Below are 24539 nucleotides of genomic sequence, written 5' to 3'. Positions count from 1 at the left end.
CATCTCACGAAATCAATTGTCGCGTCGCGAAAGAGGGCCCGGCTCGCTGCGAGCCGGGCCCTTCTTCGTGCACGATAAATAGCTTGTCCCCTGCAAAATGTAGTAGATATGCTACATCTGATCCGGCTTCTACTACGGAGGGGTGACATGTCGGTCGGTGAGGGCGTCGTACTCGACGTCGAGAACCTGCGGATGCGCTACGGCACCCGCGATGTCCTGCAGGACGTCAGCTTCCAAGCGCACCGCGGCGAGGTGCTGACCTTGCTCGGCCCGAACGGTGCGGGCAAGACCACCACCATCGAGATCCTGGAGGGCTTCCGCATGCGGTCGGCGGGCCGGGTCGAGGTGCTCGGCGCGGACCCGGCGCACGGCGACGAGGCCTGGCGGGCCCGGCTGGGCGTGGTACTGCAGTCTTGGCGCGATCACGGCAAGTGGCGGGTGCGGGAGCTGCTGGACTACCTGGGCATGTACTACGCGCCCTACGCCACGGCCGACATCCAACGGCCTTGGAACACAGACGAACTCATCGCCGCGGTGGGCCTCATCGAGCACGCGGACGCCAAGGTGATGACCCTCTCCGGCGGCCAGCGCCGCCGCCTGGACGTGGCCATCGGCATTGTCGGCCGGCCGGAACTGCTGTTCCTGGACGAGCCGACCGCGGGTTTCGATCCGCAGGCCCGCCGCGAATTCCACGACCTGGTGCACCGGCTGGCCGACGACGACCACACCACCATCCTGCTCACCACCCACGACCTGGACGAGGCGGAGAAGCTGGCCGACCGCATCCTCATCCTGGCCGGCGGGCGCATCATCGCCGACGGGTCGGCCGATCAGCTCTCGCGGCGCATCGCCGGTGAGGCCGAGGTGAAATGGACCCGGGACGGGCAGCGCTTCGTGCACACCACCACCGAGTCCACCAAGTTCGTCTACGAGCTGTTCCAGCAGTTCGGCGAGTCGGTCGAGGAGCTGGAGGTGCGGCGCGCCTCGCTCGAGGACACCTACATGACCCTGGTGCAGCGCTTCGAATCCGGTCAGGGCGACACCGAACTGCGGAGCCTGGAGGAGGTCCGATGAATCCGACGACCGTCGCGGTGCGGGCCGGTTTCCGGCGCGGCCGCATCGAGCTGATCCAGACCCTCACCAATGGGATGGACATCTTCTCGCAGTTCTTCTGGCCCGTGGCCACCATGATCGCGGTGTTCTTCATGCGCCACGGCGACTTCCAGGGCAGCGGCGTCGGCCTGGGCGCGCTGGCGCTGCCCAGCGTGCTCGGCATGCTGGTGGCGTTCACCGGCATGTTCGGCGTGGCCCAGGGCCTGGCCATGGATCGCGAGGACGGAACCCTGCTGCGCGCCAAGGCGACCCCCAACGGCATGCTGGGCTACCTGATCGGCAAGATCGTCGCGGTCTCCGGCGTCACCGTGGTCCAGGTGGCGCTGATCCTCGGGTTCGGGCTGCTCACCATCGGCGGGGTGAGCCTGGACAGCGTGGGCGCCTGGGCCACGCTGATCGGCATTCTGGTGCTCGGCCTGCTGGCCTGTCTGCCGCTGGGCGCGATCGTGGGCTCGGCGTTCGACAGCCCGCGCAGCATCGGCTTCATCTCGTTCCCCATCATGGGTCTGGTGGCGATCTCCGGAATCTTCTATCCCCTCACCGGCCTGCCGGGCTGGCTGCAGGCCATTGCCCAGGCGTTCCCCATCTACTGGATGGGCCTGGGCATGCGTTCGGCCATGCTGCCCGACGGCGCGGCCATGGTGGAGCTGACTCACTCGTGGCGGCACCCGGAAACCGTGGCGGTGCTGGGCGCCTGGGCGGTGGCGGGCATCCTGATCGCGCCGATCGTGTTGCGCCGCATGGCCCGTCGCGAATCCGGGGCCGCGGTGGCGGCCCGGCGCGAGAGGGCCATGGCGCGTGCCTACTAGCGAGGTCATCTACAACCGGATCGCGATGCTGCGCGCCGAGCGCGGCATCTCGCGCCGGCAGCTGGCCGAGGCGCTCGGCGTGCACTACCAGACCGTCGGCTATCTGGAACGCGGCGAATACAGCCCGAGCCTGCATCTGGCGCTGCGGCTCGCGCAGTACTTCGAGGTGCCGGTGGAGATCATCTTCTCCACCGCGCCCTTCCCTCGCATCGGCTCCGAGACCGCCTGATTCCCGTGCGGCTCAGGCGTTCTCGGAAACCGCGCCCATGAGTTCGAAGGTCGACACCGCCCGCCCCGCCGCCGCGCTGGCGGCGACGGCCCGGCGCCAGAACGCCTGGGCCGTGTGCGAGAGGGTGGCGTCGACGCCGACCTCCGCACTGGCGTCGATGATGTGCTGCGCGCCCGCGTCCATCATGCGCAGCCCGGCCACGTCGGCCCAGCCGCCGTTCTGGTTCTCCACCGAGAACTGCTCCATGAAGTACGGGAAGGCGGCGTTGGAGCGCACCGCGAACGGCACGAACTGCGCGATGTCGTGGCCGGAGCGCGCGATCATGGCCGTGGCCTGGTCGAAGGCCAGCAGCCAGGGATGGAAGATGGTGAGCAGGCCCTGGTAGAAGACCTGCGCCAGACCGTCATCCGGGCCCAGGTACTCCTGCGGGCCCAGCGGGCGCAGCAGTTCGGCGTGCGCGTCGAAGACCGCACGCGGACCGCTGTAGAAGATGTAGGACGCCGGGTGTTCGATATTGTCGCCCGCCGACATCACGCCGCCGGAAAGGAATTCGGCGCCGCGCTGCCGCAGCCACGCCGCACCCCGGCGGGCCTGCTCGGGCGAATCCGAGGAGAGATTGGCGATCACCTTGCCGCGCAGGTGATCCGCGGCCGGACCCAGCACGTCGTACATGGCGGAGTAATGGGTGAGGCTGAGCACGGCGACCGCATTGGCATCGAGCGCCTCGGCGACCGTGGCCGCCCGCCGGGCCCCGAGCTCGACCATGGCGTCGGCCTTCTCCGGACTGCGGTTCCAGACCGTGACCTCGACTCCGGCCTGCAAGAACGCTGCGACCATGGCCCGCCCCATCGGGCCCAGACCGATGACGGTGACCGATCGACGCAGATCAGACATGATGTATCCCCTTCGATTTCGGCTGTTCGGAATTGGCGCGCCGGAATCGATGGTGGCCGGGATCGGTAGCCTCGGGAAGACCGCACCTGTGCGTGGGGTTGCTTACCCCGAGGTTCGAAATCTGGTCAGGAGGGCGCGATGAGTACCGGCGGTGACGCGGATCACGAGGTGTGCGGCATGTCCGTGGCCATCGAGGCGGTCGGCGGCAAATGGAAGATGCACCTGATGTGGGTGCTGGCCGAGGGGCCGCAGCGGTTCGGGCAGATCCGGCGGCTGCTGACCGGTGTCAGCGAGAAGGTGCTCGCGGAGAACCTGCGGCAGCTGGAGGCCAGCGGCATCGTGCACCGCGAGATCTACCCGGAAGTGCCACCGCGCGTGGAGTATTCGCTCACCGAGCTGGGCTGGGAACTCAGCGCGGCGCTGCGGCCGCTGGAGGAGTGGGGCGACCGCAATCGGAACCGGATTCCCGGCCGCGCGCTCACCCCGGCCGGCTAGGACTCCGCGATCCGCTCCCCGATCCGCTCCAGCAGGGCGGCGGCGTTCGCCATGCTGCGGGCCGGATCGGGCTCCAGCTCGGACAATGCGTAGGCGGTGGCGAATCCGGCCTCCCGCACCTGCTCCGCGCTGAGCAGCACCCGGCCCGCCACCGCGACCACCGGGACGCCCGCCGCCAGCGCCGCGCGACAGACCCCGATCGGCGCCTTGCCGGACAGGCTCTGGGTGTCCAGCGAGCCCTCCCCGGTGACGACCAGATCCGCGTCCGCCAGCCGGGCCCGGAAATCGATCAGGTCGAGAACGAGCTCGATGCCCGAGCGCATGTGCGCGCCCAGCGCCGCCAGCGCCCCGAAACCGGCGCCGCCCGCCGCGCCCGCACCCGGTTTGTCGGCCCATTCCGGGCCCAGCACGGCGGCCCAATTCTTCAGTGCCGCTTCGAGAGTGGCGACCTGCGCGGGATCCGCGCCCTTCTGCGGCGCGTAGATCGCGGCCGCGCCGTCCGCGCCGAGCAGCGGATTGTCCACATCGCTGGCCAGCGTCACCGTCGCATCGGCCAGCCCGGGGTGCAGATCGTCGCGATCCACCCGCACCGCGCGCGCGAGTGCCGCTCCGCCGCAGGGCAATTCGTTCCCGTCGGCGTCGAGGATGCGCAGTCCGAGCGCCTGCAGCAGGCCCGCCCCGCCGTCGGTCGAGGCGCTCCCGCCCAGCCCGAGCACGATGTCGCGCGCTCCCCGATCGAGCGCATCCCCGATCACATCGCCTACCCCGTAGGTGCTGGCGTGCAGCGGATCGGGCTGTCCGCCAGGGAGTTTCGCGAGGCCGCTGACCGCGGCCAGCTCCACCACGGCCACCCGCCCGCGGACCGCGTACGAGGTGGTCACCGGCGCGAGCGTCGGCCCGTAACTCTCGACCTCCACCCGTTCCCAGCCCGCCGCCACGAAGGCGTCGACCGTCCCGTCCCCGCCGTCGGCGACGGGTGTCCGGCGCACCGCGGCGCCGGGGGCGGCGCGGGTGATCCCCACGGCCAGCGCGTCCGTCACCTGGGTGGCGCTCAGGGAGCCCTTGAACTTGTCCGGGGCCAGCAGCACCCGGCGCGGGGGTGGGTTAGTCATCCCTACATTTTGATCTCCGATGTGGGAAGCGACACGCCGGACGCCACCGTTCGGCCAAAGGGAACAAACAGCCGTCACGGGACAACTAACGTCGCACCCATGTCGAGTGAGTCGGTCGAGGTCCGCAAGAACGCCACACTGGATCGGTTCGAGTTGTACGTCGACGGATACCTCGCCGGGGTCGCGGCCTATCAGGACACCGCCAACGAGCGGGCATTCGTGCACACCGAGGTCTACCCGCAGTTCGAGGGCCTGGGGTACGGGCGCAAGATCGTGCAGGGCGCGCTGGACCAGACCCGCGACGACGGGTTCGGGATCCTGCCGCTGTGCCCGATGGTGCACCACTTCGTCGAATCCCGGCCCGAGTACCTGGCTTTGGTGCCGCAGTGGTCGCGGGAAAGGCTCGGCCTGCCCCAGCAGTGACCTCCGGTCGGTACTCCTCGACGGCACCGCCGGTCAGTACTCCTCGGCCGCGCCGCCCGTCGGCACTCCTCGACGGCACCGCCGGTCAGTATGCCTTGACCGCACCGTCCAGCGCGTTCTGCAGTTCTTCGCGCACCACCCGCGTGATCTCGGCGGGTTTGGTGGGCAGCTCCGCCACCGGCATGCCGAAATAGAAGCTGGCCGAGCGGGCCTCCTCCTTGGTGGGTTCCACCCTGGGATCCAGCCGCGGGCCGTAACTCAGACCCAGGCTCACCAGCACCGGTTCCGCCCCGAGTTTCCTGGCCCGGAAGGCGATGTGCCCGATGCCGGTGCCGACCGTCTGCACCTGGGTGGGGTCCACGTCGTTGCAGGTGCCCTCCGGGAACACCGCCACCCCGTCACCGCGCGCCATGCGCTCGGCGCAGATGTCGATCATGCGCTGCCCGGCCGCGTTCACCGCGCGCAGGCCGTGGTCCTTGCCCCGGAAGACCGGGATGCCGCCCATCATGTCGATGCGCTCGCGCAGCTTGGTCTCGGTGAACAGCTCGTCCTTGGCCAGCACCCGGGTGTGCCCGATGACCGGCCGCAGCGCGCTGCGCCAGGCCGCGGCGGCGACGGTGTACGGATCCAGCTGGGAGAGGTGGTTCACCGCGATGAGCAGCGGTCGCCGCTGGGAGATGAACTCCCGCAGCCGGTCCCGCGCCCCGGCCGCGTAGGTCACCCGGGGGTGATAGCGACGACCCAGTAGCCAGTAGGCCGCCCGCGCCTTCAGCAGGTTCTGCTGGTGGTCACGATAGAAGTCGTAGACCGCGTCGCTGTTCTCGAGGACGACTTCGGGGCGTTCCATAGCGCCCACCCTAGCTACGAACCGCAAGGTATGCCGGACACGTTTTCGCGGCTCACAGCGGCACAAATGAGTAAGCGGCAAATTATGCAAGGCAATTGGTCTGTCTCAGTGCGATGATGGCTGAGTGGCACGCGCAGAGGAACACGGTGACCGTTCTCGACGCGAATTCCGGCATGAGGACCAGGTGGTTCGACCAGGGACCCTGCTGGTGTCCGCGACCGATCTGACCGAGCCGTCGTTCCGGCGGTCGGTGGTCTACATCCTCGAACACAATGACGGCGGCACCTGGGGCGTGGTCCTCAACAAGCCCAGTGACACCGCCCTGCACGACGTGCTCCCCAACTGGTCGGAGCTGGCCGCCGGCCCGCGTGCGCTCTACATCGGGGGCCCGGTGAAACGCGATGCGGCGCTGTGCCTGGCCACCATCAAGGTGGGGGCGTCCATCGCCGGGCTGTCCGGCGTGCGCCGGGTGGACGGCCGGGTGGCCCTGGTGGACCTGGATTCCGATCCGGACCGCATCGAGGGTCTGGTGGAGGGCATCCGGGTCTTCGCGGGCTACGCCGGCTGGACCTTCGGGCAGCTGGAAGGCGAACTGGATCGCGGCGACTGGATCGTCCTGTCCGCCCTGCCCTCCGACCCGCTGGCGGGCCGCGTCGACCTCTGGGCCCACGTCCTGCGCCGCCAGCCGCTGCCGCTGTCCCTGCTGGCCACTCATCCCATCGAGCTCGAACGCAACTGAACCGCCCGGACATCTGTGTCGTGATCGATGCGGAGGTGAGCGATGCCGGAGGACCAGGCGGCCCTGCTCCGCGCGCTGTACGACGAGCACGCGGCAGCGCTGTGGCGGTACACCTACGGGTTGGTCGGGGATCCGGGCCGGGCCGAGGACATCGTGCAGGAGACCCTGCTGCGCGCTTGGCAGCGGCCCAATGTGCTGGACCAGTCCACCAGTTCGGCGCGGGCCTGGCTGTTCACGGTCGCCCGTAATCTGGCCGTGGACGAGCATCGCAGCGCGCGCAGCCGGCGCGAATTCCGCACCGATCACCCGCCGGAGGTACCCGAACCAGACAAAACGGATCGGGCGCTGGACGGGTGGCTGGTGGCGGATGCGCTGGCGCGACTGAGCATCGATCACCGTGACGTAATCGTCCGTGCCTACTACCGGGGCCTGTCCACGCATCAGATCGCGGAGGAACTGGAGATCCCGGAGGGCACGGTCAAGTCCCGGATGCACTACGGCATGCGGGCATTGCGATTGGTGTTGCAGGAAATGGGGGTGACGAGATGACCGAGGGCCATGAACTGTGCAATGGCTACACCACCTGGGACGGCGCATATGTGCTCGGCGCTCTCGCCCGGGACGACCGCCGCGAGTACGAGGAGCATCTGACCGGATGCGAGTCCTGCCGCGCGGCCGTGTCGAAACTGGCCGGTCTACCCGGCCTGCTGGCCATGGTGGATGCCGAGACCGCGTTGTCGATTGCGGCGCAGGACGATCCGCCCTCCACCGTGCCGCCGCCGCCCGAGCGGTTGCTGCCGGCCCTGGCGGCGCGGACCGCCAAACGGCGGCGCCGGGGGCGATGGGAAGCGATCGCCGCAGCAGTGGCGGCGGCGGCCGCCGCGGTGACCATCGCGATTCCGGTGACCGCCACCGTGGCCCACCACGAGGGCCCGTCCTTCGTGCAGCAGGTGGTGGCGCAGGGTCCGCTGAAGCCGCAGACCGATACCCCGATCCTGGCCACCTTCAAGGTGATGTCGATCAACGGCCAGACCCGGGTGGACATGTGGTGCCAGTACCCGCCCTCGGACGAGGAGTACGTGTGGACGCTGTCGCTGTGGGTGACCCGCAACGACGGCGTGCAGTCCAAGCTCGCCGAGTGGACGGTCAAGCCGGGTCAGACGCTGACTCCGGACGGCACCACCTCGGTGTCGCCGGAACAGTTGAAGACGGTCGAGATTCGCAACGGATCCGGGAAAATCCTGCTGGCAGCGGGTATCTGACCACGCGCGAACGGCGCGCCCCGCGTGGGAGCGCGCCGTCCGGCGCCTGACTACCCGACCGGCACCGTGACTACCGGGTCTTGCGCCGGAAGGTCGTGGTGGACCAGAAGTATCCGAACACGCCGATCACCACGCACCAGCCGATGGCCAGGATGCCGTTGTGCCCGATCGGCCCGCCCATCAGCAGCCCGCGCAGGGTCTCGGTGATCGGGGTGAAGGGCTGATACTCGGCGAACTGCTTCACACCGGCCGGCATGGTGTCGGTCGGCACCAGGCCGCTGCCCAGGAAGGGCAGGAACAGAATCGGCATGGGCATATTGGACGCGCTCTCCGGGGTCTGGGCGATCAGGCCGAAGCCGACGCCGAGCCAGTTCAGCGCGAAGACGGTCAGGCCGATGAGTCCGAGGGCCGCCAGCCATTCCACCACGCCGGCGTGCGGCCGGAAGCCGATGGCCACGGCCATCAGCGTCATGGCGACGACGCCCAGCATGCCCTGGATCAGGGTGCCGACCACCTGCCCGGTGAGCACCGAGGCGTGCGAGAAGTGCATGGTGCGAAAGCGATTGATGATGCCCTTGGTCATATCGGTGGCCATGCCGACCGCGACGCCCGCGACCATGTACGCCGGGATGATGAGCATCATGCCGGGCGTCAGGTAGTCGATGTACCGGCCGCCGGTGGCCGATTTCAGCGCACCCCCGAACACGTAGTTGAACAACAGCAGCAGGAACACCGGCATGATGATCAGGGAGAAGGTCATGCCCGGATACCGCTTGGCGTGCACCAGGTTCCGGCGCAGCATGGTCTTCGAATCGGCGAACGACGTGGTCAGCGTGGTCATTTGGAGGTCTCCTTCTCGGGAGCGTGGCCGCCGGTGAGGGCCAGGAAGACGTCGTCGAGGTCGGGGGTGTGCACGGACAGGCCCGCGGGTTCCACCCGGGCGGCGTCGAGGCGGTCGATCACCTCGCGGACCGAGCGCACCGCGCCGTCGCTCGGAATGGCCAGCGTGAGGTCACCGTTGACCTGCGCGGCAGCACCGAAAAGCCGTGCGGCGGATTCGAATTCGGCGCGCTCGCCGAAGTCCAGGCGGATGTAGCCGCCCGGCACCATGCGCTTGAGCTGATCGGCGGTGCCCTGGGCGACCAGTTGCCCCTGGTGCAGCACGGCGATGCGGTCGGCCAGCTGGTCGGCCTCTTCCAGGTACTGGGTGGTGAGGAAGATGGTGACGCCCCGCGCGGTGAGGTCGCGGATGATGTCCCACATGCCGCGGCGGCTGCGCGGATCCAGGCCCACGGTGGGCTCGTCGAGGAAGATGATGCGCGGATCGCCGACCAGGGTCATGGCCAGGTCCAGGCGGCGGGTCATGCCGCCGGAGTAGCTCGAGGCGATCTTGTCGGCGGCCTCCTCCAGATCGAAGGTGGCCAGCAGTTCCGCTGCCAGCCTGCGGCTTTCGGTGCGCGGCAGGTGGTGCAGGTCGCCCATGAGAATGAGGTTCTCGCGGCCGGTGAGCAGTTCGTCCACGGCCGAGAACTGGCCGGTGACCCCGATGATCGAGCGCACGCCGTCGGGCTGGGTGGCGGGATCGAAACCGCCGACGCTGATCTCGCCGCCATCGGCGCGTTTCAGGGTGGACAGGATCTCGACCGTGGTGGTCTTGCCCGCGCCATTGGGGCCGAGCAGCGAGAAGACGCTGCCCTCCGGGACGGTGAAGTCGATGCGGTCGAGCACGATGTGCTCACCGAAGGATTTGCAGAGGCCGGTGACCGTGATGGCTGCCGGTGCAGGGTCGTTGTACATGTCTCCCCTCTCATCAATAGATAGGCATGAATGCATACGTCATCCAGGCCGTGACCGCCGAGGCTTGCGATCAAAGTTTCTTCGGGTCAGTTATTCAGTTGTGCTACAGGGTTTTTCGATCAGATATCGAGGTCCTCGACCTGCGAGTGCTCGGTGGCGTCCACGACGCGGGCGTAGAGGCGATCGGGAATCTTGCCCTCCAGGTCCTGGATGGTGTCGTAGACCTCGAGGGCGAAATCGCCCCAATCCTGTTCGCCCAGACCGAGGAAGCGACGCCACTGGCGCCAATTGGTGTCGGTCGGAAACTCCGACCAGTTGGAGAAGTGGCTGTGCACCGCATACGCGCCTTTGCGGGTGCGGTACACCCGGATGTCCTCGATGCGCTCGTTGGCCATCTGGTGCCAGTGGGTGAGCAGGGTGCCGGAGAACCGGACCTGCCGGGTGCCGTCCTTGCCCACCTTCAGGACCACCTCGTCGTAGCCCTGTTGCCGGCCCTCCTCGAGCTCGATGAAGCGCCGCAGTGCCGTCACGATCGCGCCCGACAGATTGCCCCCCACCAGCTCCTGCGCGCGCTGAAACAGCTTCAGGTCATCATCGGATACGTAAATCGTCTTGTTCGGCATGCACCAACTATACGTAGACGTATACATACACGGCAAGACCTGTGGCGAAACGCGGTGATTGAACCGCTGAAGACTCGCATCCGTATCCCGGTTGAAGGCACTCGGGCACCGGTGGCTGCCACCGGAAAGGACGCGCCCATGCGTAGCGGCACACGGGTCGCTGACCAGCTGGTCAGGGCGGTATCGGCGCTGGGCGTACGGCACCTGTTCGGCGTCGACGGAGCAAATATCGAAGACCTCTACGACGCGGCTTTCGACCATCGGGATCTGATCACCGCCGTGGTGGCCAAGCACGAGTTCGGCGCGGCCACCATGGCCGACGGGTATGCGCGTTCGACCTCCGGCCTCGGTGTCGTGTGCGCGACCTCCGGCGGCGGCGCCGTGAACCTCGTCGCCGGGCTGGCCGAATCGTTCGCCTCCCGGGTGCCGGTGCTGGCGCTGATCGGGCAGCCCCCGACCGTCCTGGAGGGCAAGGGCGCCTTCCAGGACACGAGCGGGCAGGCCGGCGCCTTCGACGCGGTCGCGCTCTACACGCCGATCTCGCACTACTGTGCCCGTGTCGAGGCCCCCGCCGACCTGCCCGCTCACCTCGCCCGCGCGGTCTCCGCCGCCCGCCGGGGCGGGCCCGCGGTGCTGTTGCTGCCCAAGGACATTCAGCAGGCCGACCTGGTCGCCCCGAATTTCGTGCCGCCCGCGCGACCCTACCGCCGCGACATCGAGAACCTGTGGCGGGTGCTGCACACCGTGCGCGGCGCCCGGGCGGTCGGCAAGATCGTGATCATCGCCGGGGACCAGGTGGCCCGCGACGACGCCCGCGACGAGCTGGCCGCCTTCGCCGCCGCCGTGGACGCCGCCGTCGGGGTCGCACCCGACGCCAAGGACGTCTACCACCACGCGGACCCCGGCTGCTGCGGCGTCGCGGGCAGCATGGGCAACCCCGAACTGCTCGACGCCCTGCGCGGCGCGGAGCTGTGCCTGCTGATCGGGACCCGCATGCCGGTCACCGCCCGGGCCGGGATGGAGGACGCGCTCGCGGCGGTGCCGCTGGCCAGCATCGGCGCGCTGCCGCCGTTCCTGCCCGCCGGGCACGCACACAGCAACGACCTGGCCGAGACCCTCGCCGAGCTGATCGGCGAATTGGATTCCGGCGACGGCGAAACCGGGGCGCGGATCATCCCGCTGCGCCCGCACCCGTCCGGCGAGCCCACCCTGACCCCGCTGCCCGTACCACCCTCCGACGGTCCCGGGCTGCGCTATCGCGAGGTGGTGGACACCATCAACGACGCGCTGCCCGCGGGTTCGGACGTCTTCGCCGACGCCGGCAATACCGGTGCGGCCGTGGTGCACCACCTGCGGCTGCCGCGGCACGGGCGCTTCACGGTGGCGCTCGGCATGGGCGGCATGGGCTATGCCTTCGGGGCCGGGATCGGCTCGGCCTTCGCCCGGCGCCGCCACCCGGCCGGCGGGCAGCGGCGCACCTACGTCATCGCGGGCGACGGAGCATTCTTCATGCACGGCATGGAGATTCACACCGCGGTCGAACACCGGCTGCCGATCACCTTCATCGTCCTCAACAACAACGCGCACGCCATGTGCGTCACGCGCGAGCAGCTGTACTACGGGGATCGCTACAGCTTCAACAGGTTTCGTCCCGCGTATCCGGGCGCGGGGATGGCCGCCATGTTCCCGGATCTGTGCACCCACGCACCGGAGAACCGGGCCGAGCTCGCCGCGGCACTGCGGCACTGCGCCGACCGCCCGGGACCGTCGTTCGTCGCGATCGACTGCGATCCCGACGAGATCCCGCCGTTCACACCGTTCCTGACGCCACCCAGGAGGTAACCCGTGACCACCAGCGCCCTGCCCGCCCTCAGTGACATTCCGGAAGCCGTCCTGCCCGGCCTGCTGCGCATCGAGAATTCCGATCGCGAGGCCACCACCCCGATCATCCTGGACATGCTGCGATCGGTGTATCCGCACGACCAGATCTTCGGCGACTTCTGCCCGGTCCAGGGGTTCATCGCGGCCCCGCCACGGGAGCTGTACGAGTACCTCGCCGACACCCGGTGCCTGGAGGAATGGACCTACAGCCTGCGCGGATTCACCGAGACCGAGGAGCCCGGGCTGTGGGTGTCGCACGATCGGCTGGGTGACAGCACCAAGATCTACACCCGCACCGTCGCCAATCCCGACGCCATGACGGTGGACTACCACTGCGCCTGGGACCAGAGCGACCACCTGTGGATGGTCTACCTGATGCGGGTGGTCGACGCCCAGGTGGTGTTCGACAAGCCCGGTTCGGTGGTGCTGTGGACGAACTGCCACCACCCGTTCTATGACAGGAACCCCTACCAGGACACCGCGCCGGACAAGCGCAAGGTGTGGGTGGGCGACTTCTGGGAGATGTTCTCCGCCGGGCACCAATTGGAGCTCGACAACCTCAGGGCCATCGCGGAATACCGCGCCTCGCACGGGCTGCCCATCAAGCCCGACTGGATGCTGAATCCCTCGGAAGAGAAGTGAGCTGAACGCCATGGACTTCACCGACCCCGCCCTCCGGATGGCGCCGCCTGTCAGTCTGGTCGATGTCGCCGGTTACCTGCCCGGTGACCCGGTCGGCACCGAGTACTTCACCCAGTTCTCCCGCTCGGACCGGATGGCCAAGAACGTGATGTTCCGGGCCCCCAGGGGCCGCCATCACATCGGCCGCGACGAGACCGCCGTGGACATGGTGGAGCGAGCCGTCGCACCCCTGATCGAACGCCATGGGGCACTGGAGATCTCGAATGTCGACATCCTTCTCACCCACACCCAGCTCCCCGACAATCCGGTGCTGGGCGCCGGGCCGGAGGTGGCACGCCGGCTGAATATGAAGCCGCGCTGGGTGTTCGACATGCACAACGGCGGCTGCGCGGCCTTCGTCCACATGATGTGGATGGCCCGCATGATCCTGCAGACGACCGACGCGCGCACCGCGCTCATCGCCTGCACCCAGAACTGCGCGGGCCCGGTGTTCACCCAGCCCGATATCCGCGGGCTCGCGCAGGCCCCCGTCCCAGGCGACGGCTGCGGGGTCGGGCTGCTCGTGAAGAACAACTCCGCGCCGATCCTCGATATCGAGTGCCGCACCTATCCGGAGTTCGCGGGCGACATGGAGTTCAGCACCAACGGCGAACGCAAGTACTGGGAGCCGGGCGAGGGCCAGGGCTGCGTCACCTTCACCGAATCCAAGGTGGCCAAGGTGATGACGCGCGGCAACCGGCTGGTGCCCGAGGTGGCGCACGCGGTGTGCCGGCGCATCGGGGTGAAGTCCCGCGATATCGACACCTTCGTCACCAACCAGCCCAACCGGCTGTTCCTGCGCAACTGGAACGAGGCGATGGAACTGCCGCCCGAACGGCACCCGGACACCTTCGACAGCTGCGGAAACCTGTTCGCCGCAGGCATTCCCGTGACCCTGGACGCCGAGAACCGGGCCGGGCGGCTGCGCAACGGCTCGGTGGTGCTGATGGCGGCGTTCGCGCACGCCGGGGACTTCGCGGGGGCGGCGGCCGTCCGCTGGGGCGCGGCCCGATGACCCGCCCCGGTGCGGGCGAGCACAGGCGGCCCGCGGCGCGGATCGGGGCGCCGGTGTCCTGGCCGACGGGATTGCGCGGTTCCGAGGTGGCGGGCTACCCCGCCACCGTCGACCCGCACGGCGCGGACACCATCCGCTACGACCTGAGCCTGAGCGAAAACCCCTTTCCGCCACTGCCTTCGGTGGTCGCCGCGCTCGACGACTGCCTCGGCAAGGCGAACCGGTATCCGGAATTCCTGCCCCGGCGGCTGCCGCGGCTGATCGCCGACCACCTCGGCGTCGCGGCCGACCAGGTGGTGGTCGGTTCCGGCGCGACCGGGGTGGCCATGCAGATCATGCAGACCCTCCCCCGCGCCGGAACCGAATTCGTCTACGCCACACCGACCTTCGACGGCTACCCGATCATGGCGACCATGACCGGGCTGCGACCGGTGGCGGTGCCGCTGGACGGCCACGGCCGCCAGGACCTGTGGGCCATGGCCCGCGCGGTGAACGAGCGCACCGGGATGATCGCGGTGTGCCGTCCGCACAATCCGACCGGAACCGTGCTCCCGGCCAGCGAAGTGAAGGCGTTCCTGTGCTCGATCCCGTCCCGGGTGCCGGTGATACTGGACGAGGCCTACGTCGAATTCCTCGGCGCGAGCGACTCTCTCGACGCCGTCGAGCTGGTCGACCGGCACCCCAATGTGCTGGTGCTGCGCACCTTCTCCAAGGCCTACGGACTGGCCGGGCTGCGCATCGGCTACGCGTTCGGTGCGGCGGAACTGGTGCACCGGGTGCATCGGCTGCAACTCCCGTTCGGGGTGCCCGCCCTCGCGGTCGCCGCGGTGCGCGCCTCCTATGCCGCGGAAGCCGAACTGGGCGAACGGATTCTGCGCATCACCACCGAGCGCGAACTACTGCGCACCGAACTGCGGCGCGGCGGCATCCGGGTGCCGCGCAGCAGCGCCAACTTCCTGTACCTGCCCGGCCGCGATATCGCGCCCGCGCTGGCGCGCGCCGGGATCGTGGCCAAGCGCTACCCGGACGGCAGCGCCCGCATCGCGGTGGGCGATCCGGGTTCGGACCGGGCCGTGCTGCACGCGCTGGCCGCCCGGCCCTCGGCGGGCACCCGTTCGCTGCGGCGCGACGACAGCCGGCTGCTCTCGCTCACGGCGCGCTACGAGCCCACCGCTGCGCGAGGGCGGCACACGTGATCAGCTGAATCTGGTGGAACATCATGAGCGGCAACACGACCAGGCCCACCGAATGCCCCGCGAACAGCACCGTCGCCATGGGCAGCCCGGTGGCCAGGCTCTTCTTGGATCCGCAGAACACCACCACGATCCGGTCGGCGCGATCGAATCGCACCGCCTCGCCCAGGAATCCGGTCGCCACCAGCACGATGGCCAGAATCGCGCAACACACCACGGCCAGCAGCAGAATCCGCCACGGCGACATGGCATGCCAGATGCCCTCGACCATGCCCGCGCTGAAGGCGCTGTAGACCACCAGCAGGATGGACCCGCGATCCACCAGCTTGGTGGGCTCGGCGTAGCGGGCCAGGAAACCCGCGACCTTCGGCCGGATCAGCTGGCCCAGGAAGAACGGCACCAGTAGCTGCAGCACGATGTCCACCACCGCGGACGGGTCCACGCTCGCCTGCCCGGTGGTGTTCATGAACAGGATCACGAGTGCGGGAGTCAGGAAGACGCCCAGCAGGTTCGACACCGTGGCGCTCACGATCGCGCCCGCCACATTGCCTTTGGCGATGGAGGTGAAGGCGATCGAGGACTGCACCGTCGACGGCACCAGGCACAGGAACAGCACACCGGTGTAGAGATCGCTGGTCAGCACGTGCGGCACCAGCACCCGGGCGGCGAGACCGATCACGGGGAAGAGCACGAAGGTGCAGACCAGGACGGTCAGGTGCAGCCGCCAGTGCTTGAGGCCCGCGATCGCCTCCTGCGGCGCCAGGCGCGCGCCGTAGAGCAGGAACAGAAATCCGATGGCGATCTTCGTCAGCCAGCTCACGACCTCGGCCGCCTCGCCCCGAGCCGGGAAGATACTGGCGAGGACGACCATCGCAAGGATCGACAGGATGAACCCGTCTATGTAGAACTTGCTGAGAAATCGCACCGAAACAGGCTAAACACCATGCTTCTTTGGGATAACACAGCACCCGCGCTACCGCGATACTGGTGGTGATCGACAGTCACGACGACTCCCGAGGTGGAATCGCCATGGTCCTTCGGACCGACGCGGCCGCGGCCGCAACCGATACGTGGGGGATATCCGGCCCGGCCTTCCTCCTGTTCTATGTCCTCGCCGGCCTGTCGGCCATCGCGTTCGGCTACGCACGGCGCGCGGCGGTCATGCGCGCGATCGACCCGGCCTGGCCACCGGGCGAACCGCTGCGCCCCAGCGAAACCGCCATGCTGGTCGACGACCGGCGTCCGGTGCTGGCCGGGCTGGCGCAATTGCGCGGCCACCAGATCATCGACTCCACCGGCGCGCCGGTCCGGCCGCTGACCGCCGCCGAGGAACAGCAGCTGGATCCGATCTCCCGCGCGCTGCATGCGCACCTGCACAGATCCGGGCAGGCACGCATGCCCGGCATGCTCGTGGGAACCGCCGGGGTGTCGATGACGATGCGCGGCGACCTCACCGAGCGCGGCTATCTGTTCGGCGAGAAGCAGCGAAAAGCCCTGCGGACAGCGCGGTTTCCGCTGTTCGTATTGCTCGTGCTCGGACTGGTCCGGCTGATCGCGGGCGCGGCCACCCATCATGCGGTCAGTTTCCTGGTGCTCGCCATGATCGTGCTGGCGGTCCTCACCGTCATGGTGGGCCGGCCGCCCCGCCTGACACAGCGCGGGCGTGACGCCCTCGCCGCCGCCCAGGCCGGCAACCGGCACCTGCGGCCCGCCAACTCGCCCGCCTATTCCGCCTACGGACCCGACAGTGCCGCACTGGCCGTCGCGCTCTACGGCGGGCTGGTGCTGTGGACCCTCGACCCGGCGCTCGCGGGGGCAGCCAGCGTGGTCGCCGGAGGTGGCGGTAGTGACGGCAGCTCCTGCGGCAGCGACAGCGGAAGCACCTGCAGCAGTGGCAGTAGCAGTTGCAGCAGCGGCAGTAGCTGCGGCAGCAGTAGCAGTTGCGGCAGCAGTAGCAGTTGCGGCAGCAGCTGCGGAGGAGGCTGCGGCGGATGACCGGTTCACCGCTTCCCGAGGGGTCGCTGGGCATCGGCTGGCGGCGCGAGATCTGCGGTCTGGTGGCGGCGCTGGAGGGCATCGGATTCTGCGAGGTCATCGCGGAAACGCTGGCGCCCAGGGATTCCGGCGGCCGGGCCGGCGTATTCCTCCGGCGCGGTCGCGGTGCCCGGCCCGGCGTCGACGTGCCCGAGGAGCTGGCCGCGCTGGTGGCCCGGGGCATTCCCGCGGTGCCGCACGGTATTTCGCTGTCGCTGGGCGGTGCGGAGGCGGTGGACGACCGGCGGGTCGCCCATCTCGCCGACTGCGCACGGGCCCTGGGTTCGCCGCTGGTGAGCGAGCATATCGCCTTCGTGCGCGCAGGCGGCCTGGAAGCCGGGCACCTGCTGCCGGTGCCGCGCACCCGCGAGGCGCTGGACGCCCTGGAGCGCAATATCTTTCGTGCGAGTCGGCAGTTGGATGTGCCGCTGGCGGTGGAGAACATCGCGGCGCTGTTCGAATGGCCGCACGCCGAGTACACCGAGGCGGAATTCCTGCAGGAGCTCGTCGAGCGCACGGGCGTCCATCTCCTGCTCGATATCGCGAATGTCTATGCCAATGCCCGCAATACGTCACGTGATCCGCTCACGGAGCTGTCGCGCCTGCCCGCCGAGCGGGTGGCCTACTGCCATATCGCGGGCGGCCACGAGTCCGGCGGCCGCTATATCGACACCCATGTCCATCCCGTCCCCGCCGAGGTGCTGGCCCTGGTCGCCGAGTTCACGGTCGGCCGCGCCGTCCCCCTCATGCTGGAACGCGACGGAAACTACCCGCCCGCAGCCGAACTCACCGCCGAACTGAACGCCATCGCCACCGCCTCCGGCCGCCCGCCCATCACCCTGCGCCCGGAGGCGATCCCGGCATGACCATCGAATCGGCCCGGACGGCAGGGACACTCGCCGAGCAGCAGGCGGCCGTGGTGCGCGCGCTGGTCGCCGGCGCGCTGCCGCCGCCCGGTTTCGACCCGGACGATCTCGCCGCCACCGCGCACGGCCTGCTGCACAAGCGGGCCGAGGAGGTGGCGCGGCGGTTCCCGCGCCTGGCGCAGGCCGCCGGGCCCGATTTCCGGGCCCGCTACCTGGACTGGGCGCGCACCCGGCCGAAGACCACCACCACCGAGGATGCCGCCGCCTTCGCCCGCGACCTCGGACTACCCGATCCGCGGCCGCGACCCGGCAGGCGGCCACGGTGGCCCGGCCACCGCGGACGATGATGTGTGGGTGGCCTTCCTCACGCGCGATCCACACCACGGCTACCGGCCGAATCCGGCCCCGGCGACCCGGACGGCCAGCCGGATCCTGCTTCGATTCGGGCTGGCGCGCTGGGATTTCGTGCTGCGCCAGACGGTCCTCGCGCCCAGCGGGCAGTCCGGGTGGCACTACCACGACGGGACCCTTTTCGTGCTGGTCACCGGCGGTGCGCTCGATCATCCGAAGGCCGATTGCACCCCGGTCACCATCCGGCCGTGGCAGGTCTTCCGGGAGCCGAGCGGTCCCGGGCACGCACACCTGGCCCGCAACAGCGGCCCGCGACCGGTGAAACTGACCGTTTTGTACGTGAATCCGAAAGGGATCCCGCTCGCGCGCAGCATCCCGCCGCCCGCGTGCGCGGGCGATCCCTCGGCAAGTGATCCGGGTCATTGAGGCAAGCTGGGCCCATGATCGAAGTCGTCACCGTCAGCACCGAGCAGGAACTAGCCGACGCCTACGCGGTGCGCATGAAGGTCTTCGTGGACGAGCAGGGCGTGCCCGCGGACATCGAGATCGACGAACTCGACGAGACGGCCGATCATTTCCTGGCCCGGCTGGACGGCAGGCCGGCCGGGGCCGGGCGGTTGATCGTGCGGGGCGGTGTCGGGGTGCTCGGGCGGCTGGCGGTGCTGGCGGACACGCGCGGCACCGGACTCGGCGTGGCGCTGGTGCGGGCCATCGAGGAGCGGGTGCGCGAACGCGGTCTGGCCGCGGTCGAACTGCATTCGCAGACCCACGCGCAGGGCTTCTACGAGAAGCTCGGGTACGAGGCGTACGGCGAGATCGGCATGGACGCGGGCATCCCGCACATCTGGATGCGCAGGTCGCTGGCGAACTGAGGCCTAGGCGGGCTCGCAGGCGTCCCGCAGCGAGCAGGCGCCGCAGGCGCTGCCACAGCCGCCGACCTTCTCCTCCGGGAACGCGGTGGCGAGCGCCTTCTCGGCGGCGGCCGCACCGGCGCCGAGGGTGAACACCGCGATGACCACGGCCACCACGGCCACGACCAGGGCCGCGATGCCGCCGGCGACCAGCGCGACCGCACCGGCGGCCGCGAGCAGCAGCCCTGCCACCACGGAGGTCGGCGCGGCCACCCGGTTGGCCAGCTTGAAGGATTCCTCGGTCTTCACCGCGGCCTCGGAGTGCACCCCGAAATACCGGTTGCCCGGCAGCGTCCCGGTGAATCCGAGCACGCCCGTGACCACGGCCACAACCGCGAGGACAAAGAGGATCAGCGCCACGACCAACACCCGGCTCACGGTACACGGCGACAAATTCTCTGCGGCCCAGCGTCTCGGGCCCCACTACGCAGCTTCGCGGCGCGTCTCGTTCTGGACTGCGCTCCGCCTCCCCGCGCTTGGAGCGGGGGAGCGAAGCGGAGGAGGGAAGAACGAGACTTTCAGCGCCGCGAAGCCGCCCGGAGCGAAGCGGAGGGCAGATTGGGTACAGCGACGGCGACGTTTTACCCTGGTGAGCGACCTTATCGGGGATTGGCTGGACAAAGAAGGCAGGACCGTGCAGGACACCCGTGCATCCGAAACACCCACCGCGACCGCGGGTGGGGGCGGCGACGTTCCCGCACACCGCTACAACGCCGACCTCGCCGGCCGCATCGAACAGAAGTGGCAGGGCAACTGGCAGCAGCGCGGTACCTTCTACGCGCCCAACCCGGTCGGCCCGCTGCAGGGCGAGACCCCGGCCGACAAGCTGTTCATCCAGGACATGTTCCCGTACCCGTCGGGTGCGGGCCTGCACGTCGGTCACCCGCTGGGCTACATCGCCACCGACGTCTTCGCCCGCTACCACCGCATGCACGGCCGGAATGTGCTGCACGCCCTGGGTTATGACGCCTTCGGCCTGCCCGCCGAGCAGTACGCGGTGCAGACCGGCGCGCACCCGCGCGACACCACCATGGCGAATATCGCCACCATGCAGCGGCAGCTGGACCGCCTGGGCCTGGGCCACGACCGCCGCCGCACCTTCGCCACCACCGATCCCGAGTACTACCGGTGGACGCAGTGGATCTTCCTGCGCATCTACAACGCCTGGTACGACACGGGCCTGGGCAAGGCCCGGCCGATCGCCGATCTGATCGCCGAATTCGAGGCGGGCAAGCGGGAAGCCGTCGCGGGCCGCGCCTGGAACGAGCTGTCCCCGTCCGAGCGCAATGCCGCCATCGACTCCCATCGCCTGGTCTACCAGACGGATTCGATGGTCAACTGGTGCCCGGGCCTGGGCACCGTGCTGTCCAACGAGGAGGTCACCGCGGACGGCCGCTCCGAGCGCGGCAACTTCCCGGTGTTCCGTAAGCGCCTGTGGCAGTGGATGATGCGCATCACCGCCTACTCCGATCGCCTGGTCGACGACCTGGACGAGCTGGACTGGCCGGAGAACGTGAAGGCCATGCAGCGCAACTGGATCGGCCGCTCGCGGGGCGCGCAGGTCAAGTTCGAGGCCGGCGCGGATCTGATCGAGGTCTTCACCACCCGCCCCGACACCCTGTTCGGCGCGACCTACGTGGTGCTGGCCCCCGAGCACGAGCTGGTCGACAAGCTGACCGCCGCCACCTGGCCGTCCGGCACCGATGCGCGCTGGACCCTCGGCAACGCCGAGACCCCCGTGGAAGCCGTTGCGGCCTACCGGAAGTCGATCGCGGCCAAGTCGGATCTGGAGCGGCAGGAGAACAAGGAGAAGACCGGCGTCTTCCTGGGCACCTACGCCACCAACCCGGTCAACGGCGCGCGCGTGCCGATCTTCATCGCCGACTATGTGCTGAGCGGCTACGGCACCGGCGCGATCATGGCCGTCCCCGGCCACGACCCGCGCGACTGGGACTTCGCCACCACGTTCGGCCTGCCCATCATCGAGGTCGTCGCGGGCGGCGATGTCACGGCGGGGGCCCACGCCGGTGACGGCGTCATGGTGAACTCCGGCTACATCGACGGCATGGACATCGAGTCCGCCAAGGCCAAGGTGATCGCCGAACTGGAGGCCAACGGCCACGGCCGGGGCACCGTCCAGTACAAGCTGCGCGACTGGCTGTTCGCGCGGCAGCGCTACTGGGGCGAGCCGTTCCCCATCGTCTACGACGAGGACGGCGCGCCGCACGCGCTGCCGGAATCCATACTGCCGGTGCGTCTTCCGGAGATGGACGACTTCGCGCCGGTCACCTTCGACGCGGACGACGCCGACTCCGAGCCGTCCCCGCCGCTGGCCAAGGCCACCGACTGGGTGCACGTCGAACTGGACCTGGGCGACGGCGTCAAGAAGTACCGCCGCGACACCAATGTCATGCCCAACTGGGCGGGCAGCTCCTGGTACCAGCTGCGCTACGCCGACCCGACCAATACCGAAACCTTCTGCGCCCCCGAGAACGAGCAGTACTGGCTGGGCCCGCGCACGGCCGAGCACGGCCCGAAGGATCCGGGCGGCGTGGACCTGTACGTCGGCGGCGTGGAGCACGCGGTGCTGCACCTGCTGTACGCGCGCTTCTGGCAGAAGGTGCTCTTCGACCTGGGTGACGTGTCCGGCTCCGAGCCGTACCGCCGCCTGTTCAACCAGGGCTACATCCAGGACTACGCCTACAAAGACGCGCGCGGCGCCTACGTGCCGGCCGCGGAGATCGTGGCGCGGGACGGAAAGTTCTTCTGGACCAATGCCTCCGGCGTTGAGGAGGAGGTCTTCCAGGAGTACGGCAAGATCGGCAAGTCGCTGAAGAACGCCATCTCCCCCGACGAGATGTGCGATCTGTACGGCGCCGACACCTTCCGCTTCTACGAGATGTCGATGGGCCCGCTGGACACCTCGCGGCCCTGGGCCACCAAGGATGTCGTGGGCGCGCACCGCTTCCTGCAGCGGGTGTGGCGACTGGTGGTGGACGAGGAGACCGGCGCGGTGAAGGTCACCGACGGCGAGCCGTCGGCCGAGGCCCTGCGCCTGCTGCACAAGACCATTGCCGGGGTCGACGACGACTACGCCAACCTGCGCGACAACACCGCGGGCGCCAAGCTCATCGAGCTGACCAACTTCCTGACCAAGAACTACGGCGACGGCGCGCCCCGCACGCTGGTGGAACCCCTGGTCCTGATGCTGGCCCCGATGTCCCCGCACGTGGCCGAGGAACTGTGGGAACGCCTGGGCCACACCACGGCCCTGGCCCACGGCCCCTTCCCGGTCGCGGATCCCGCACTGCTGGTGGCGGATTCGGTCGAGTACCCGATCCAGGTCAACGGCAAGGTCCGCAGCCGCGTCAGCGTCGCCGCCGACGCCGACCAGGCCGCGGTCCAAGCCGCCGCGCTGGCGGACGAGAAGATCGCGGAACTGCTGGGCGGCAAGGCGCCGCGCAAGATCATCGTGGTGCCGGGCCGCCTGGTGAACATCGTCGCCTGAGGTGACCGGCGTTCGGCCCGGTGCGCACCGCGCACCGGGCCGAAAGCATGTGCGGCGCCGTCCTACCGGGGCGGGATCAGGACGTCGTTGAGGGTCACCAGCTGCAGGCTGCGTTCCCGGATGATGTCGGTGAGCTGGTCGTAGAGGTGGGTGACCGTCGGCCGGTTGGCGTGACCGATGACGATGGACTGGGCCCGGAACCACTGGCGCGCGGCATCGAGGAGCATGCCGTCGTTGATCACCGGATTGGTGTCGTTCAGGGTGCCGTACCACATGGTCGGGACGGTGTAGCCGCAGTCGGCGGCGACGGCGTCGACGCTGCCGTTGTGGTGGCCGTAGGGCGGGCGGTAGTAGGGCGTGCCGTCGGTGCCGTACTGGTTCCAGAGGAAGTCCTTGCACCGCTCGAGCTGGTCTGCGATGGCGCCGCCGGACAGCTTGGTCAGGTCCGGGTGGTCCCAGGTGTGGTTGCCGAGCTGGACCTGACCCGAGTCGACCAGGGGGCGCAGCACATCCCGGTGGTCGAGCCAGCCGGGATAGTAGGCGGTCACGAAGAAGGTCAGCCGAGCCCCGGTGTCCCGGGCGAAATCGATGAAGCCGCGAATGGTTTCGGAACTGGCGCCGTCATCGATGGTGAGCGCCATATGGTTTCCGGCGCCCGGCAACGCGGTGATGGTGCCCGGCCCGATCGGCGTCCTGGGTCCGAAATCCGGTGTCACCTGCGGTATCCCGGGCAGCTGGGGAATGATTCCGCTGCCGGATCCGGTGTCGAAGGGGAAGTCGGCGCGCGATTCGCCCGTGCCCAGCAGGGTGGCGGCCGTACCCGCCGCCAGCATCGTCAGCAGCCGTCGTCTGTCCATTGCGACCCTCATTCAATTCACTACGGTTGAAACTTCCGCTCCCCCAGCGAAAACCGGCTACGTCGGTGAGACCAGCACATCGTTGAGCGTCACCATGGACAGGTTGCGCTCCCGGATGATCTCGGCCAGACGGTCGTAGCAGTGCGTCACGGCGGGATGATTGGCATGTCCGATGACAATGGCCTGCGCGTTGAAATACTTTCGCGCACACTCGATCAGATAGTCCTCGGTAATGACACCGGAGTCGGACAGCGAGCCGTACCACATGGTGGGGACGGTGTATCCGAGATCCGCTGCCACCTTGTCGACCGTAGCATTGTGGCGGCCGTAGGGAGGACGGAAATACGGCGTCCCGTCCACGCCGAAGGTGTTGCGCAGGAATGTCTTTGCCTGGGTGAGCTGCGTGGCCACCTCGGTGGCGGACAGTTTGGTGAGATCCGGGTGGTCCCAGGTGTGATTGCCCAGCTGGATCTGCCCGGCGTCCACCAGCGGCCGCAGCTCGGCCCGGTGCGTGGTCCAGGAGTCGTAATTCGCGGTCACGAAGAAGGTGAACCGCGCCCCGGTGTCCTTGGCGAATTTGATATACGCGCCGACCACGGCCGGATCGGCGCCGTCGTCGACGGTGAGTGCCAAATCATTGCCGGTGCCGGGCAATCCGGTAATCGTCCCGGCGGGAATGCGGGATTTCTGCGCGGCCGGCGGCGCGGCGAGCGCCTTCGGAGTCGGTGCCGCCGACGGCGTTCCGGCGGGTCCGCTGATGCGGGGCGTCACCTTGCGGGAGGGGCCGGACTCCGCGGAGCAGCCGGTCAGCGCCGCCGCAGTGCCCGCCGCGAGCATCACGAGCAGCTGTCGTCTATCCATCTCTGTCGTTCACTCCGAAGATATATATTTCTCGGCCT

The 24539-nt window shown here is 69.0% G+C and carries 28 protein-coding genes; 18 read left to right on the top strand and 10 right to left on the bottom strand.

Translation table 11 applies throughout. The features are described 5' to 3' along the window. The first annotated feature begins 147 nt into the window (after nucleotides 1-147). From ACWEQQ_RS33970 to ACWEQQ_RS33960, 3 genes are read left to right on the top strand one after another with little or no spacing between them, the layout of a single operon-like run. Nucleotides 148-1074 (top strand): ABC transporter ATP-binding protein, encoded by a 927-nt coding sequence (locus tag ACWEQQ_RS33970; protein ID WP_452351087.1) that lies wholly within the window; start codon nucleotides 148-150, stop codon nucleotides 1072-1074. After that, on the top strand, nucleotides 1071-1922 hold the full coding sequence (locus tag ACWEQQ_RS33965) for an ABC transporter permease (RefSeq protein WP_379384229.1): 852 nt from the start codon (nucleotides 1071-1073) through the stop codon (nucleotides 1920-1922). The genes ACWEQQ_RS33970 and ACWEQQ_RS33965 overlap by 4 nt, the downstream gene beginning before the upstream one ends. Further along, nucleotides 1912-2151, top strand: coding sequence for a helix-turn-helix transcriptional regulator (locus ACWEQQ_RS33960; RefSeq protein ID WP_452351086.1), 240 nt, complete (start codon nucleotides 1912-1914; stop codon nucleotides 2149-2151). Before ACWEQQ_RS33965 ends, ACWEQQ_RS33960 begins: the two co-directional genes overlap by 11 nt. A 12-nt stretch (nucleotides 2152-2163) precedes the next feature. Here ACWEQQ_RS33960 and ACWEQQ_RS33955 read toward each other — a convergent pair whose 3' ends face one another. Continuing rightward, entirely contained in the window at nucleotides 2164-3045 is an 882-nt protein-coding gene (locus tag ACWEQQ_RS33955) for an NAD(P)-dependent oxidoreductase (RefSeq protein ID WP_452351085.1), read from the bottom strand. 138 nt (nucleotides 3046-3183) lie between these two features. Between ACWEQQ_RS33955 and ACWEQQ_RS33950 the strand changes: the two genes are divergently transcribed. Next, nucleotides 3184-3540: a winged helix-turn-helix transcriptional regulator gene (locus ACWEQQ_RS33950; RefSeq protein ID WP_354841155.1), complete on the top strand. Its 357-nt coding sequence runs from the start codon at nucleotides 3184-3186 to the stop codon at nucleotides 3538-3540. On the opposite strand, the gene ACWEQQ_RS33945 is transcribed toward ACWEQQ_RS33950, so the two are convergent. Continuing rightward, nucleotides 3537-4652: a glycerate kinase gene (locus tag ACWEQQ_RS33945; RefSeq protein ID WP_452351084.1), complete on the bottom strand. Its 1116-nt coding sequence runs from the start codon at nucleotides 4650-4652 to the stop codon at nucleotides 3537-3539. The two genes, ACWEQQ_RS33950 and ACWEQQ_RS33945, sit on opposite strands and share 4 nt — an antisense overlap. 99 nt (nucleotides 4653-4751) lie before the next feature. Here ACWEQQ_RS33945 and ACWEQQ_RS33940 point away from each other — a divergent pair, with 99 nt between their 5' ends. After that, nucleotides 4752-5075: a GNAT family N-acetyltransferase gene (locus ACWEQQ_RS33940; protein ID WP_364609512.1), complete on the top strand. Its 324-nt coding sequence runs from the start codon at nucleotides 4752-4754 to the stop codon at nucleotides 5073-5075. 85 nt (nucleotides 5076-5160) lie between these two features. Here ACWEQQ_RS33940 and ACWEQQ_RS33935 read toward each other — a convergent pair whose 3' ends face one another. Next, nucleotides 5161-5922 (bottom strand): lysophospholipid acyltransferase family protein, encoded by a 762-nt coding sequence (locus ACWEQQ_RS33935; protein ID WP_354841147.1) that lies wholly within the window; start codon nucleotides 5920-5922, stop codon nucleotides 5161-5163. 124 nt (nucleotides 5923-6046) lie between these two features. Here ACWEQQ_RS33935 and ACWEQQ_RS33930 point away from each other — a divergent pair, with 124 nt between their 5' ends. Genes ACWEQQ_RS33930 through ACWEQQ_RS33920 form a run of 3 tightly spaced genes read left to right on the top strand, consistent with a single transcriptional unit; the run spans nucleotide 6047 to nucleotide 7923 of the window. After that, complete coding sequence (locus ACWEQQ_RS33930; RefSeq protein WP_354841144.1) at nucleotides 6047-6661, top strand: YqgE/AlgH family protein; 615 nt, start codon at nucleotides 6047-6049, stop codon at nucleotides 6659-6661. Between the two features lie 42 nt (nucleotides 6662-6703). Further along, nucleotides 6704-7210, top strand: a complete 507-nt coding sequence (locus tag ACWEQQ_RS33925; RefSeq protein WP_354841142.1) for a sigma-70 family RNA polymerase sigma factor — start codon at nucleotides 6704-6706, stop codon at nucleotides 7208-7210. Then, a complete protein-coding gene (locus ACWEQQ_RS33920; protein ID WP_452341035.1) occupies nucleotides 7207-7923 on the top strand; it encodes an anti-sigma factor family protein in 717 nt (238 codons plus the stop codon). Before ACWEQQ_RS33925 ends, ACWEQQ_RS33920 begins: the two co-directional genes overlap by 4 nt. Before the next feature lie 70 nt (nucleotides 7924-7993). Here the strand turns inward: ACWEQQ_RS33920 and ACWEQQ_RS33915 are convergent, their stop codons facing one another. The 3 genes from ACWEQQ_RS33915 to ACWEQQ_RS33905 all read right to left on the bottom strand — a co-directional run bounded on the left by ACWEQQ_RS33915 (nucleotide 7994) and on the right by ACWEQQ_RS33905 (nucleotide 10343). Continuing rightward, a complete protein-coding gene (locus ACWEQQ_RS33915) occupies nucleotides 7994-8764 on the bottom strand; it encodes an ABC transporter permease (protein ID WP_379384244.1) in 771 nt (256 codons plus the stop codon). Continuing rightward, complete coding sequence (locus ACWEQQ_RS33910; protein ID WP_452351083.1) at nucleotides 8761-9720, bottom strand: ATP-binding cassette domain-containing protein; 960 nt, start codon at nucleotides 9718-9720, stop codon at nucleotides 8761-8763. Before ACWEQQ_RS33910 ends, ACWEQQ_RS33915 begins: the two co-directional genes overlap by 4 nt. 119 nt (nucleotides 9721-9839) lie before the next feature. Continuing rightward, nucleotides 9840-10343 (bottom strand): EXLDI protein, encoded by a 504-nt coding sequence (locus tag ACWEQQ_RS33905; RefSeq protein ID WP_452341033.1) that lies wholly within the window; start codon nucleotides 10341-10343, stop codon nucleotides 9840-9842. 138 nt (nucleotides 10344-10481) lie between these two features. Between ACWEQQ_RS33905 and ACWEQQ_RS33900 the strand changes: the two genes are divergently transcribed. Genes ACWEQQ_RS33900 through ACWEQQ_RS33885 form a run of 4 tightly spaced genes read left to right on the top strand, consistent with a single transcriptional unit; the run spans nucleotide 10482 to nucleotide 15116 of the window. Next, a complete protein-coding gene (locus tag ACWEQQ_RS33900) occupies nucleotides 10482-12185 on the top strand; it encodes a thiamine pyrophosphate-binding protein (RefSeq protein ID WP_452351082.1) in 1704 nt (567 codons plus the stop codon). A gap of 3 nt (nucleotides 12186-12188) precedes the next feature. Beyond that, on the top strand, nucleotides 12189-12866 hold the full coding sequence (locus ACWEQQ_RS33895; protein ID WP_354841125.1) for an SRPBCC family protein: 678 nt from the start codon (nucleotides 12189-12191) through the stop codon (nucleotides 12864-12866). Nucleotides 12867-12876: 10 nt separating this feature from the next. Then, complete coding sequence (locus ACWEQQ_RS33890; protein WP_452351081.1) at nucleotides 12877-13920, top strand: 3-oxoacyl-ACP synthase III family protein; 1044 nt, start codon at nucleotides 12877-12879, stop codon at nucleotides 13918-13920. Then, on the top strand, nucleotides 13917-15116 hold the full coding sequence (locus ACWEQQ_RS33885) for an aminotransferase class I/II-fold pyridoxal phosphate-dependent enzyme (protein ID WP_452351080.1): 1200 nt from the start codon (nucleotides 13917-13919) through the stop codon (nucleotides 15114-15116). The genes ACWEQQ_RS33890 and ACWEQQ_RS33885 overlap by 4 nt, the downstream gene beginning before the upstream one ends. On the opposite strand, the gene ACWEQQ_RS33880 is transcribed toward ACWEQQ_RS33885, so the two are convergent. Beyond that, nucleotides 15070-16038 (bottom strand): bile acid:sodium symporter family protein, encoded by a 969-nt coding sequence (locus ACWEQQ_RS33880; RefSeq protein ID WP_452351079.1) that lies wholly within the window; start codon nucleotides 16036-16038, stop codon nucleotides 15070-15072. The two genes, ACWEQQ_RS33885 and ACWEQQ_RS33880, sit on opposite strands and share 47 nt — an antisense overlap. Before the next feature lie 104 nt (nucleotides 16039-16142). On the opposite strand from ACWEQQ_RS33880, the gene ACWEQQ_RS33875 reads away from it, so the two are divergent. From ACWEQQ_RS33875 to ACWEQQ_RS33855, 5 genes are read left to right on the top strand one after another with little or no spacing between them, the layout of a single operon-like run. Then, entirely contained in the window at nucleotides 16143-17108 is a 966-nt protein-coding gene (locus ACWEQQ_RS33875; RefSeq protein ID WP_452351078.1) for a TIGR04222 domain-containing membrane protein, read from the top strand. After that, nucleotides 17105-18013 carry a DUF692 domain-containing protein gene (locus tag ACWEQQ_RS33870; protein WP_452351077.1) on the top strand — a complete coding sequence of 303 codons (909 nt, stop codon included), beginning with the start codon at nucleotides 17105-17107 and terminating at the stop codon, nucleotides 18011-18013. The genes ACWEQQ_RS33875 and ACWEQQ_RS33870 overlap by 4 nt, the downstream gene beginning before the upstream one ends. Continuing rightward, nucleotides 18010-18360 (top strand): hypothetical protein, encoded by a 351-nt coding sequence (locus ACWEQQ_RS33865; protein ID WP_452351076.1) that lies wholly within the window; start codon nucleotides 18010-18012, stop codon nucleotides 18358-18360. Before ACWEQQ_RS33870 ends, ACWEQQ_RS33865 begins: the two co-directional genes overlap by 4 nt. 7 nt (nucleotides 18361-18367) lie before the next feature. Next, nucleotides 18368-18790, top strand: coding sequence for a hypothetical protein (locus tag ACWEQQ_RS33860; protein WP_452351075.1), 423 nt, complete (start codon nucleotides 18368-18370; stop codon nucleotides 18788-18790). A 14-nt stretch (nucleotides 18791-18804) separates the two neighbouring features. Further along, nucleotides 18805-19236, top strand: coding sequence for a GNAT family N-acetyltransferase (locus ACWEQQ_RS33855; protein ID WP_452351074.1), 432 nt, complete (start codon nucleotides 18805-18807; stop codon nucleotides 19234-19236). 3 nt (nucleotides 19237-19239) lie between these two features. Here ACWEQQ_RS33855 and ACWEQQ_RS33850 read toward each other — a convergent pair whose 3' ends face one another. Then, entirely contained in the window at nucleotides 19240-19644 is a 405-nt protein-coding gene (locus ACWEQQ_RS33850) for an SdpI family protein (protein WP_452351073.1), read from the bottom strand. A 265-nt stretch (nucleotides 19645-19909) separates the two neighbouring features. Between ACWEQQ_RS33850 and leuS the strand changes: the two genes are divergently transcribed. Next, nucleotides 19910-22783 (top strand): leucine--tRNA ligase, encoded by a 2874-nt coding sequence (leuS, locus tag ACWEQQ_RS33845; RefSeq protein WP_452351126.1) that lies wholly within the window; start codon nucleotides 19910-19912, stop codon nucleotides 22781-22783. 62 nt (nucleotides 22784-22845) lie between these two features. On the opposite strand, the gene ACWEQQ_RS33840 is transcribed toward leuS, so the two are convergent. Further along, nucleotides 22846-23640, bottom strand: coding sequence for a polysaccharide deacetylase family protein (locus ACWEQQ_RS33840; protein WP_452341022.1), 795 nt, complete (start codon nucleotides 23638-23640; stop codon nucleotides 22846-22848). Nucleotides 23641-23697: 57 nt separating this feature from the next. Further along, a complete protein-coding gene (locus tag ACWEQQ_RS33835; RefSeq protein ID WP_452351072.1) occupies nucleotides 23698-24501 on the bottom strand; it encodes a polysaccharide deacetylase family protein in 804 nt (267 codons plus the stop codon). Between the last annotated feature and the right edge of the window lie 38 nt (nucleotides 24502-24539).

Source organism: Nocardia sp. NPDC004123 (assembly GCF_053603795.1).
Note: the sequence above shows the minus strand (reverse complement) of the source record. Positions and strands in the feature narration are given on the sequence as shown.